11 protein-coding genes are annotated in these 10,900 nt (G+C 57.0%); 8 read left to right on the forward strand and 3 right to left on the reverse strand.

Going from position 1 to position 10,900, the window contains the following annotated elements; genetic code table 11:
• Positions 1 to 132 precede the first annotated feature (132 nt).
• The gene (gene sdhE / locus ENTHG_RS12400; RefSeq protein WP_044180116.1) at positions 133 to 399 is read left to right on the forward strand and encodes an FAD assembly factor SdhE; all 267 of its coding nucleotides are present in this window, start codon (positions 133 to 135) and stop codon (positions 397 to 399) included.
• The gene (locus tag ENTHG_RS12405) at positions 380 to 796 is read left to right on the forward strand and encodes a protein YgfX (protein ID WP_044180117.1); all 417 of its coding nucleotides are present in this window, start codon (positions 380 to 382) and stop codon (positions 794 to 796) included. Before sdhE ends, ENTHG_RS12405 begins: the two co-directional genes overlap by 20 nt.
• A gap of 2 nt (positions 797 to 798) precedes the next feature.
• On the opposite strand, the gene fldB is transcribed toward ENTHG_RS12405, so the two are convergent.
• Positions 799 to 1,320, reverse strand: coding sequence for a flavodoxin FldB (gene fldB / locus ENTHG_RS12410; RefSeq protein ID WP_044180118.1), 522 nt, complete (start codon positions 1,318 to 1,320; stop codon positions 799 to 801).
• A gap of 101 nt (positions 1,321 to 1,421) precedes the next feature.
• Here fldB and xerD point away from each other — a divergent pair, with 101 nt between their 5' ends.
• From xerD to lysS, 5 genes are all read left to right on the forward strand, one after another.
• Positions 1,422 to 2,318 (forward strand): site-specific tyrosine recombinase XerD, encoded by an 897-nt coding sequence (xerD, locus tag ENTHG_RS12415; RefSeq protein WP_044180120.1) that lies wholly within the window; start codon positions 1,422 to 1,424, stop codon positions 2,316 to 2,318.
• A 24-nt stretch (positions 2,319 to 2,342) separates the two neighbouring features.
• Positions 2,343 to 3,056, forward strand: a complete 714-nt coding sequence (gene dsbC / locus ENTHG_RS12420; RefSeq protein ID WP_044180122.1) for a bifunctional protein-disulfide isomerase/oxidoreductase DsbC — start codon at positions 2,343 to 2,345, stop codon at positions 3,054 to 3,056.
• A 5-nt stretch (positions 3,057 to 3,061) separates the two neighbouring features.
• Positions 3,062 to 4,795 (forward strand): single-stranded-DNA-specific exonuclease RecJ, encoded by a 1,734-nt coding sequence (gene recJ, locus ENTHG_RS12425; protein ID WP_044180124.1) that lies wholly within the window; start codon positions 3,062 to 3,064, stop codon positions 4,793 to 4,795.
• Positions 4,796 to 4,885: 90 nt separating this feature from the next.
• Positions 4,886 to 5,984, forward strand: a protein-coding gene (gene prfB, locus ENTHG_RS12430) for a peptide chain release factor 2 (RefSeq protein WP_106403261.1) whose coding sequence is annotated in 2 segments (ribosomal slippage) — positions 4,886 to 4,960 and positions 4,962 to 5,984 — 1,098 coding nt in all. Because the reading frame shifts where the segments join, the coding sequence is not laid out codon by codon here.
• A 9-nt stretch (positions 5,985 to 5,993) separates the two neighbouring features.
• Positions 5,994 to 7,511, forward strand: coding sequence for a lysine--tRNA ligase (gene lysS, locus ENTHG_RS12435; RefSeq protein ID WP_044180128.1), 1,518 nt, complete (start codon positions 5,994 to 5,996; stop codon positions 7,509 to 7,511).
• Positions 7,512 to 7,557: 46 nt separating this feature from the next.
• Here lysS and idi read toward each other — a convergent pair whose 3' ends face one another.
• On the reverse strand, positions 7,558 to 8,106 hold the full coding sequence (gene idi / locus ENTHG_RS12440; RefSeq protein ID WP_044180130.1) for an isopentenyl-diphosphate Delta-isomerase: 549 nt from the start codon (positions 8,104 to 8,106) through the stop codon (positions 7,558 to 7,560).
• A 119-nt stretch (positions 8,107 to 8,225) separates the two neighbouring features.
• Positions 8,226 to 9,704 carry a UbiD family decarboxylase gene (locus tag ENTHG_RS12445; RefSeq protein WP_044180131.1) on the reverse strand — a complete coding sequence of 493 codons (1,479 nt, stop codon included), beginning with the start codon at positions 9,702 to 9,704 and terminating at the stop codon, positions 8,226 to 8,228.
• Between the two features lie 216 nt (positions 9,705 to 9,920).
• On the opposite strand from ENTHG_RS12445, the gene ENTHG_RS12450 reads away from it, so the two are divergent.
• A complete protein-coding gene (locus ENTHG_RS12450; RefSeq protein ID WP_044180133.1) occupies positions 9,921 to 10,820 on the forward strand; it encodes a LysR family transcriptional regulator in 900 nt (299 codons plus the stop codon).
• The last annotated feature ends 80 nt before the right edge of the window (positions 10,821 to 10,900 follow it).

A 10,900-nucleotide genomic window follows, 5' to 3' on the forward strand; every position in this document is an offset into this window, starting at 1 on the left:
CGCAAAAGCGCAGGCAACGTTGTAACGGCAAGATTTATTCAGGAAGCGTCCTCCCAAACAGAAATATTCCGCCGATAGATGATTAAAAACACGTTACAATAGCAACTCATCGTGGCTAAGCAGGTTGAAAACATGGATATAAACAATAAGGCCCGTATCCACTGGGCGTGTCGACGCGGTATGCGTGAACTGGACATTTCCATCATGCCCTTCTTTGAACATGAATATGATTCACTGAGCGATGACGATAAACGGTTGTTCGTGCGCCTTCTGGAGTGCGATGACCCGGATTTATTTAACTGGCTGATGAATCATGGCAAACCGCAGGATAGCGAGTTGCAGCGGATGGTCCAGTTAATTCAGACACGGAATCGGGAACGTGGTCCTGTGGCAATCTGATTTACGCGTCTCATGGCGCTCACAATGGCTGTCATTGTTACTTCACGGCGTGCTGGCGGCGATTGTGTTGCTGCTGCCGTGGCCGCTGAGCTATACGCCGCTCTGGCTGCTGCTGCTTTCGCTGGTGGTGTTTGACTGCGTGCGCAGCCAGCGCCGCATCAACGCCTGTCAGGGCGAGATCAAGCTGATGATGGACTCCCGGCTGCGCTGGCAGGGCGTGGAGTGGGATATTGCCGGTACGCCGTGGATGCTGAAAGCGGGCATGCTGCTGCGTCTGCGCCGCGAGGATGATGGCCGCCGTCACCATTTATGGCTGGCGGCAGACAGTATGGATGAGCAGGAGTGGCGCGATTTGCGCCGGATAGTATTACAACATTCGGCGCAGCGGCAGCATTAATCTCAGCCGAACTGTTCCGCCATCTCCATCAGGATCTGTTCGCACCAGTTCTGAATGCGCTCTTCGCTGAGGTCATACTGGTTGGTTTCATCCAGCGCCAGCCCGACGAAGAGCTGCCCGTCGGCGATCACCGGTTTGCGGCTGGTAAATTCATAACCTTCCGTTGGCCAGTAGCCAATAAAGCGCACGCCGCGGGGGGCCAGCTTATCGTGCAGCATACCCAGCGCATCAAGGAACCACTCGCCGTAGCCGAGCTGGTCGCCCATGCCGTAGAGCGCAACGATTTTGCCATCAAGATTAAGGGTGTCGAGCTGCGGCCAGATGGCCTCCCAGTCTTCCTGTAACTCGCCGAAATCCCAGGTTGGAATGCCGAGAATGAGCGCGTCATACTGCTCCATCAGCGCGGGCGCATCGTCTTTAAGATTGTGTAATGTCACCAGCTCCGGGCCGATAATGTCGCGAATTTTCTCTGCCGCCATTTCGGTATAGCAGGTGCTGGAACCATAAAACAGACCGATGTTCATAACGTAAACTTCTCAATTCCGGGTGTCTCTTTGCGAGCAGTGTACCAGAATCAGGCCGCTATCAGGCATAATGCAGCGTGACGAAATCAGGAGGAGTGAAGGTGGAAGAGGATCTCGCCCGTATCGAGCAGTTTTTAGATGCCCTCTGGCTGGAGCGCAACCTGGCGGAAAATACCCTGAGCGCCTATCGTCGTGACTTACAGGGGCTGGTTGAGTGGCTGCACCATCGTGAGTTAACGCTCGCCAGCGTGCAGGCAGACGACCTGCAGGCCTTGCTGGCGGAACGGATGGAAGGGGGCTACAAGGCCACCAGCTCGGCCCGCATGCTGAGTGCGGTTCGCCGTTTTTTCCAGCATCTGTATCGGGAAAAGTTCCGCGCCGACGATCCCAGCGCGCTGCTGGCCTCGCCGAAGCTGCCGCAGCGTCTGCCGAAAGATCTCAGCGAAGCGCAGGTAGAGCGGCTACTGGCCTCGCCAGCCGTTGACCAGCCGCTGGAATTGCGTGATAAAGCCATGCTGGAGGTGTTATACGCCACCGGGCTTCGCGTCTCTGAACTGGTTGGGTTGACGATGAGCGATATCAGCCTGCGTCAGGGGGTGGTGCGGGTGATCGGCAAAGGCAATAAAGAGCGGCTGGTCCCCCTGGGTGAAGAGGCCGTTTACTGGGTGGAAAACTGGCTTGAACACGGTCGCCCCTGGCTTTTAAACGGCGCGTCTCTTGATGTGCTTTTTCCCAGCCAGCGGGCGCAGCAGATGACGCGGCAGACCTTCTGGCATCGCATTAAGCACTACGCGCAGCTGGCGGGAATCGATAGCGAAAAGCTCTCGCCGCACGTTTTGCGTCATGCCTTCGCTACCCATCTGCTCAATCACGGGGCAGACTTACGTGTCGTGCAGATGTTGCTTGGCCACAGCGATCTCTCCACGACGCAAATTTATACGCACGTTGCGACAGAGCGGCTGCGACAGCTTCATCAACAGCATCACCCGCGAGCGTGATGGCTGGTGATTTAAGGATAATTTATGAAAAAAGGTCTCGTTATATTCACTCTGCTGGCCGCCGCGCTGGCGGGGAATGCGCAAGCTGACGATGCGGCGATTAAACAGTCGCTGGCCAAGCTCGGCGTACAAAGCAGCGATATTCAGCCCGCGCCGGTCGCCGGTATGAAAACCGTGCTCACGCAAAGCGGCGTGCTGTACGTTACCGAGGATGGTAAACATATCATCCAGGGCCCGATGTACGACGTCAGCGGCGCGCAGCCGGTAAACGTAACCAATCAGCTGCTGATGACCCATCTCAACGCGCTGGAAAAAGAGATGATTGTTTATAAAGCGCCGCAGGAGAAACACGTCATCACCGTCTTTACCGACATCACCTGCGGCTATTGCCATAAGCTGCATGAAGAGATGGCGGACTATAATGCGCTAGGCATTACCGTGCGTTACCTGGCCTTCCCGCGTCAGGGGCTGGAGAGCCAGGCCGAGCAGGATATGAAGGCTATCTGGTGCGCCAAAGATCGTAACAAAGCGTTTGACGATGCGATGAACAGCAAAGGGGTGAAACCGGCGAGCTGCGATATCAACATCGCCGATCACTATGCGCTGGGCGTACAGTTTGGCATAAACGGCACCCCGGCTATTGTGCTGAGTAACGGTTACGTTGTGCCGGGATACCAGGGGCCGAAAGAGATGAAAGCGTTCCTTGATGAGCACCAAAAACAGACTGGCGGTAAGTAACTCTAGTGAAATCTGAAATACGACTGCGCCGTCGCGAAGTTAACGACGCGGCGGAACTCCCTGCCGATCTCTCTCCCTTACTGCGTCGGCTCTATGCCAGCCGCGGCGTACGCCATGCGGGGGATCTTGAGCGCGGGGTGAAAGGCATGTTGCCCTGGCAGCGGCTGTACGGCATCGATAACGCGGTGGCGATCCTGCACAACGCCCTGCAGGAAGGGTTACGCATTGTGGTGGTGGGGGATTTTGACGCCGATGGCGCGACCAGCACCGCCCTGAGCGTGCTGGCGCTGCGTGCGCTGGGCTGCGAAAACGTCACCTACCTGGTGCCGAACCGCTTTGACGACGGCTATGGGCTGAGCCCGGAAGTCGTCGACCAGGCGCACGCCAGAGGCGCGCAGCTCATTCTTACCGTGGATAACGGCATCTCTTCTCACGCCGGGGTGGAGCGGGCGCATGAACTCGGTATCCCGGTGGTGGTCACGGACCACCATCTACCCGGCGAGACGCTGCCAGAAGCCGATGCGATCATCAACCCGAACCTGCGGGAGTGCGACTTCCCCTCGAAGTCGCTGGCGGGCGTCGGCGTGGCTTTCTACCTGATGCTGGCCCTGCGCACTTATCTGCGCGACAAGGGCTGGTTTGAAGCGCGCGGGCTGGCAATCCCTAACCTGGCGGAGCTGCTTGATCTGGTGGCGCTGGGCACGGTTGCGGACGTGGTGCCGCTGGATGCCAACAACCGCATTCTGACCTGGCAGGGGCTAAGCCGCATTCGCGCCGGCAAGTGCCGTCCGGGTATCAAAGCGTTACTGGAGGTTGCGAACCGCGACCCGCAGAAGCTGGCGGCAAGCGACCTGGGCTTTGCGCTGGGGCCGCGCCTGAATGCCGCCGGGCGGCTGGATGATATGTCGGTCGGGGTAGCGCTGCTGCTGTGTGACACCCCTGGCGAAGCGCGGGTGCTGGCAAGCGAGCTTGACGCGCTTAACCAGACCCGCAAAGAGATAGAGCAGGGCATGCAGGCAGAGGCGCTGACGCTGTGCGAGAAGCTTGAACGCAGCCGCGATACGCTGCCGGGCGGGCTGGCGATGTACCACCCCGAGTGGCATCAGGGAGTGGTGGGCATCCTGGCCTCGCGCATCAAAGAGCGTTTTCATCGCCCGGTGATCGCCTTTGCGCCCGCGGGCGACGGCATGCTGAAAGGCTCTGGCCGTTCCATTCAGGGGCTGCATATGCGCGACGCGCTGGAGCGGCTGGACACGCTACACCCCGGGCTGATGATTAAGTTCGGCGGCCATGCGATGGCGGCGGGGCTTACGCTTGAAGAGGCGCGCTTTGAGGAGTTCCAACGCTATTTTGGCGAGCTGGTCACCGAGTGGCTTGACCCTTCGCTGCTGCAGGGCGAGATCGTCTCTGATGGGCCGCTTGCGCCCCAGGAGCTGACGCTGGAAACCGCCGAGATGCTGCGTGACGCAGGACCCTGGGGGCAGATGTTCCCGGAGCCGATGTTCGACGGCGAGTTCCGCCTGCTGCAACAGCGGCTTGTCGGGGAGCGCCACCTGAAAGTGATGCTCGAACCCGCAGGCGGCGGCCCGTTGCTCGATGGTATCGCCTTCAACGTGGATACCACTTGCTGGCCGGACAACGGCGTACGGGCGGTCAATATCGCCTATAAGCTGGATGTGAACGAGTTTCGCGGCAACCGCAGCGTACAGTTAATTATCGAAAACCTCTGGCCAATATAACAGCACTATCAGCTATAAAACAGGGTGTGAATCCGGTACAATTCCGCCCTTATGACCGCACTTTGACAAGTCCATCAAAAGAAAACGACCATGTTTGAAATCAACCCGGTAAAAAACCGCATTCAGGACCTCACGGAGCGCTCCGACGTTCTTAGGGGGTATCTTTGACTACGATGCGAAGAAAGAGCGTCTTGAAGAAGTAAACGCCGAGCTGGAACAGCCGGACGTCTGGAATGAACCCGAACGCGCGCAGGCGCTGGGTAAAGAGCGTTCTTCTCTCGAAGCGATCGTCGATACGCTCGACCAGATGGCTCAGGGGCTTGAAGATGTCTCCGGCCTGCTGGAACTGGCCGTCGAGGCCGATGATGAAGAGACCTTTAACGAAGCCGTTGCTGAACTCGATACGCTGGAAGAGAAACTGGCGCAGCTTGAGTTCCGCCGCATGTTCTCCGGCGAGTACGACAGCGCCGACTGCTATCTGGATATTCAGGCTGGTTCCGGCGGCACCGAAGCCCAGGACTGGGCGAGCATGCTGATGCGCATGTATCTGCGCTGGGCCGAAGCGCGCGGCTTTAAAACAGAAATCATTGAAGAGTCGGAAGGCGAAGTGGCCGGTATCAAATCCGTGACCATCAAAATCGCTGGCGAATACGCCTACGGCTGGCTGCGTACGGAAACCGGCGTTCACCGCCTGGTACGTAAAAGCCCGTTCGATTCCGGTGGTCGCCGCCACACCTCGTTCAGCTCCGCCTTCGTCTACCCGGAAGTGGAAGACGATATCGATATCGAAATCAACCCGGCGGATCTGCGTATTGACGTGTACCGCGCGTCCGGCGCGGGCGGTCAGCACGTTAACCGTACGGAATCGGCGGTGCGTATCACCCACATTCCTACCGGGCTGGTGACGCAGTGTCAGAACGACCGCTCACAGCACAAGAACAAAGACCAGGCCATGAAGCAGATGAAAGCGAAGCTTTATGAACTGGAAATGCAGAAGAAAAATGCCGAGAAACAGGCGATGGAAGATAACAAATCCGACATCGGCTGGGGCAGCCAGATTCGTTCTTATGTCCTCGACGACTCCCGTATCAAAGATCTGCGCACCGGGGTTGAAACCCGCAATACGCAGGCGGTGCTGGACGGTAGCCTGGACCAATTTATTGAAGCAAGTTTGAAAGCAGGGTTATGAGGAACCAAAATGTCTGAACAAAACGTACAGGCCGCTGATGAGGTAGCCGATCTTAACAATGAAATGAAAGCGCGCCGCGAGAAGCTGGCTCAGCTTCGTGAGCAGGGCGTTCCGTTCCCGAACGATTTCCGTCGCGACCATACCTCAGACCAACTGCATGCTGACTTTGATGCGAAAGAGAACGAAGAGCTGGAAGCGCTCAACGTTGAAGTGGCCGTTGCCGGGCGCATGATGACCCGCCGCATTATGGGTAAAGCGTCCTTCGTGACCCTGCAGGACGTTGGCGGCCGTATTCAGCTGTACGTTGCTCGCGACGATCTGCCGGAAGGCGTTTATAACGAGCAGTTCAAGAAATGGGATCTGGGCGATATCCTCGGCGCCAAAGGTAAACTGTTCAAAACCAAAACGGGCGAACTGTCTATCCACTGCACCGAACTGCGCCTGCTGACCAAAGCGCTGCGTCCGCTGCCGGATAAATTTCACGGCCTGCAGGATCAGGAAGCGCGCTATCGTCAGCGCTATCTGGATCTCATCTCTAACGATGAATCCCGCAAAACGTTTAAAGTGCGTTCGCAGATTCTGGCGGGCATCCGCCAGTTCATGGTTGGCCGCGACTTTATGGAAGTAGAGACCCCGATGATGCAGGTGATTCCTGGCGGCGCTTCCGCGCGTCCGTTTATCACCCATCATAACGCGCTGGATCTGGACATGTACCTGCGTATCGCGCCGGAACTGTACCTCAAGCGTCTGGTGGTTGGCGGCTTCGAACGCGTGTTCGAGATCAACCGTAACTTCCGTAACGAAGGCATCTCCGTTCGCCATAACCCTGAGTTCACCATGATGGAACTCTACATGGCGTATGCGGATTACAAAGATCTGATTGAGCTGACCGAATCGCTGTTCCGTACTCTGGCGCAGAATATTCTCGGCACCACCGAAGTGCCTTATGGCGATCAGACTTTCGACTTCGGCAAGCCGTTTGAAAAACTGACCATGCGCGAAGCTATCAAGAAATACCGTCCGGAAACTGAGATGGCGGATCTGGATAACTTCGATTCTGCGAAAGCCATCGCTGAAAGCATCGGTATCAAGGTTGAGAAGAGCTGGGGTCTGGGCCGTATCGTGACCGAGATCTTCGAAGAAGTGGCGGAAGCGCACCTGATTCAGCCGACCTTTATCACCGAATATCCGGCGGAGGTCTCCCCGCTGGCGCGCCGTAACGACGTGAACCCGGAAATCACCGATCGCTTCGAGTTCTTTATCGGCGGGCGTGAAATCGGCAACGGCTTTAGCGAGTTGAACGACGCAGAAGACCAGGCGCAGCGCTTCCAGGATCAGGTTAACGCTAAAGAAGCGGGCGACGATGAAGCGATGTTCTACGACGAAGACTACGTAACCGCGCTGGAACATGGCCTGCCGCCGACAGCGGGCCTGGGCATTGGTATCGACCGTATGGTTATGCTGTTCACCAACAGCCATACCATCCGCGACGTGATCCTCTTCCCGGCGATGCGTCCGGTGAAATAAGCCTCACGGTGACAAATGAAAACCCCGGCCGGTGCGTCGGGGTTTTTTATTGCTGGCGGCTGAAACGCAGCAGTGCTTCGCGCGCCGCGTCGTCTGACGCCTGCATTACCATCCACGGGCTGAACGCCCACGGCGTGGCGCTGATTGCGCGTAATACCGCCTCAAGATCGCTCCACTGGTACGCCATTACTTCATCGGCATTAACCTGCAGTTCGCTGGTTGCCCGCGCGGCATACACCGGGCAGACTTCATTTTCCACTATGCCCCCCGGGTCGACGGCGCGGTAGCGGAATGTCGGGTAGACGGGGGTGAGGGCGGCAACCTCTACGCCAAGCTCAAAACGGCAGCGGCGAACGATAGCTGCTTCGGTGTCTTCACCCTGTTGCGGATGGCCGCATACCGAGTTAGTCCATACGCCCGGCCACGCCTTTTTGGCAAGCGAGCGGCGGGTTACCAGAAACTGGCCCCGGTCGTTAAACAACCAACAAGAGAAGGCGAGGTGAAGCGGGGTGGATTGAGTATGCGCCGCGTATTTTTCCTGCGTGCCGGAAGGGGCGTCCTGGGCATCCAGCAGTATGACATGTTCCCGGGTCATGAAAACTCCTGTAAATCAAAAACGACCCGGCACATACCGGGCCATGTACTCAGCCCATCAGCGTAGCCTATTACGCTGAGAAAGGCATTACCAAAACAGGCCCCGGCCCGGCAATAGCGTTATTCGAAATCCGGCAGGAAGCGTTTCACGTCCACCTCTTTAAATTTAGAGCGCTCGAAGTTGTGCTTCAGGTGGAAGGGCACCGTGCAGTCGAACAGCGTCTTGCAGGACATGCCCTGTTGCAGAATGGACGGGCTGTATTCCGGCACCTGCGACGGATCGAGAGGGTGGCAGCGCACGCCGGGGATCGTCACCGTATCGACATCGCCCTGGTAGCGGGTCTGCATTGCCCACAGCACGTCGTCGCTGTCGAAAATATCGACATCTTCATCCACCAGAATCACATGTTTGAGTTCCGGGAAGGCAGAAAACGCCAGCAGGGCGGCCTGACGCTGGCGGCCTTCATCCGCCGGAGAGGATTTTTTAAATTGCAGCACCGCCAGCAGCTTGCCGCCGCCTGCCGAGTGGGCGAAAACATTCAGGAGTTTGCCCGGCATGGCGCGTTCCACCATATCCAGGATGCTGGCTTCCGTTGGAATGCCCGCCATATTGACATGCTCTTCGCCTGGCCCGACGGTGGTGCGCCAGATAGGATGGGTGCGGTGGGTGACCGCTTTTACCTTGATAACCGGAATAGCCGCTTTGGCTTCGCCGGTGTAGCCGGGGAACTCCGGCATCGCGCGGCCCGTATCGGTGTTCTGGTCCTCACGCACGCGCACGTCCGGCAGCAGCTCGCCTTCAATGACAATCTCGGCGTGGGCGATGGCTTTTTCGTTGATGGTTTTACACTGCACCATTTCCACCGCCTTACCGCGCAGCGCCCCGGCGATACTCAGTTCATTGAAGCCCAGCGGCGTGGTCGGCGGCTCGAAGCAGGCGGCAATCTCAATGGCCGGGTCCACGCCGATGCTGATTGAGATCGGCAGCGGTTGCCCTTCGGCTTCCGCCTTCATGCGGAAGGCGTCGATATGGCGCCCCGGCGTCAGCCACATAGAGAGCTCGTCACGGCTCTGCACGCACAGGCGGTGAATGGTGATGTCGGATTCATGTGTTTCGGGATCGGAGGCGTAGCACAGCCCCATCGTGATATACGGCCCGGCATCCTCTTCGGTATTGGTTGGCGCAGGCAGCAGCTTTCGCAGGTCGAAATCGGCATCGCTTGCCAGATGTACCACCTCCTGGCAGACGGCGTTATCCACCGTGACAGGGGGAATGGCGCTGGCAACCGACTCTTTTAACAGGTGGCCCAGCTTTTCCGGCGCGCAGCGCAGAAAATGGCTTACGCGCTGACGTGAACCATTGAGGCCAATCGCCACGCTGATATCGTGAAAACCTTTAATATTTTTGAAGACCATCGCCGGGCCGTTTTTACGGGTGGGGCGCTGGCAGGTTCCGCCAGCGCCCACGTAGCGGTATACGCCGGAAAGCTCCGCGTGCGGATCGACTTCGGTATTGGTTTCAACGTATTCGCCGGGTAACGTTTTTAATAATTCCAGCGCCGAGCGTAAATCGGAAACGCTATTTTGTGACTCAGACATAGCCTGTTCCTTTTGCAGAAAAAAATGAAAACCTGGCGATACCCTATTTTTGTCATGGCGCTAAGGCAAATACCGTTTTCCTGAGGCTAAGCAGATCAAAAAGGTAATTTTTTCAAAAATGTTAATTATTTAGGGCAATAGTGAAAATAAAGCAGGCTTTCGCTTTGATTCGACAAGTGTGATACTGAGCGCCTTATCATTACAGAGCGACCCGCTATGGATCTGAAAAGATTGCGCTATTTCTGCCGTGTTGTGGAGCAGGGCTCCGTCAGCCAGGCAGCGAAAGTGCTGAATATGGCGCAGCCGCCGCTTAGCAAACGTATTCAGGAGCTGGAAAAGGAGCTGGCGGTATCGCTGTTTACCCGCCAGGGAAACCGGATCGAACCCACGGAAGCGGGTTACTTTCTTTATCGCAAAGCCTGCGAGATATTACGTCAGATTGAAGACACCGCCAGGGAAACGGTAGCTATTGCCCATCAGGAACAATTCCAGTTAAAAATCGGCCTGACCCATCTTTTCCAGTCCTGGTTCAAACCGTTATTGCTGGAGCTGTATCGTCGGCATCCGCATATTGAAATAAATATATCGGTAACCGACTCCAGCCATTTAGAGACACTGCTTAATGAAGGCCATATTGATTTCGCCATGATTCAGCGGCCCTACCGCAGCGAAGGGTATGATTTTGTCTCATTTGATCCGATAAAGCCGGTGGCGGTTATCAATAAACGTTGCCTGTCAGAGGCGCCGTCATCGCCTTTTGATTATCAGGCGCTCGCGGCCTTTCCCCTGGTTTTGCTGCATCGGGCAAAAGATTCCGGTACGTATGAGATGCTGCTCGACCTGTTCCGTAAGGCAGGCGGCAACCCGAAGGTGATTATGCAGATCACGCAGCCAGGGGTCATTTTAGAGTGGCTGGAGTCGGGGCTGGAGGCGGCGACGCTGCTTCCCTCATCCGAGGTTGACCCAGCAAAGTTACAGCATTGCTATGTGGTGGATGTTTTCCCTTCCCCGCAGGTGTTTTACCCCGCGCTGGTGAAGATGCCTGCCGTTAACTGGCAGCCGGAAATCATGCAGATTATCGCTGCGGGTTATCCTTTTGCGCCCAGCGAAGGTTGAGAGGTTGGCAAGCGCCTGCTGGCTGCTAGAATAAGGAGCCATCCACACTCTTAGAGGATCTGTTTTGCGTGCAGGAAGCC

It is taken from the genome of Phytobacter massiliensis JC163, assembly GCF_000321045.1.
Classification (GTDB): Bacteria; Pseudomonadota; Gammaproteobacteria; order Enterobacterales; family Enterobacteriaceae; genus Phytobacter_A; species Phytobacter_A massiliensis.

Coding starts and splice junctions, on each gene's coding strand:
- sdhE (WP_044180116.1), top strand. CDS start 133: ATGGATATAAACAATAAGGCCCGTATCCACTGGGCGTGTCGACGCGGT.
- fldB (WP_044180118.1), bottom strand. CDS start 1,320: ATGAACATCGGTCTGTTTTATGGTTCCAGCACCTGCTATACCGAAATG.
- dsbC (WP_044180122.1), top strand. CDS start 2,343: ATGAAAAAAGGTCTCGTTATATTCACTCTGCTGGCCGCCGCGCTGGCG.
- lysS (WP_044180128.1), top strand. CDS start 5,994: ATGTCTGAACAAAACGTACAGGCCGCTGATGAGGTAGCCGATCTTAAC.
- idi (WP_044180130.1), bottom strand. CDS start 8,106: ATGACCCGGGAACATGTCATACTGCTGGATGCCCAGGACGCCCCTTCC.
- ENTHG_RS12445 (WP_044180131.1), bottom strand. CDS start 9,704: ATGTCTGAGTCACAAAATAGCGTTTCCGATTTACGCTCGGCGCTGGAA.
- ENTHG_RS12450 (WP_044180133.1), top strand. CDS start 9,921: ATGGATCTGAAAAGATTGCGCTATTTCTGCCGTGTTGTGGAGCAGGGC.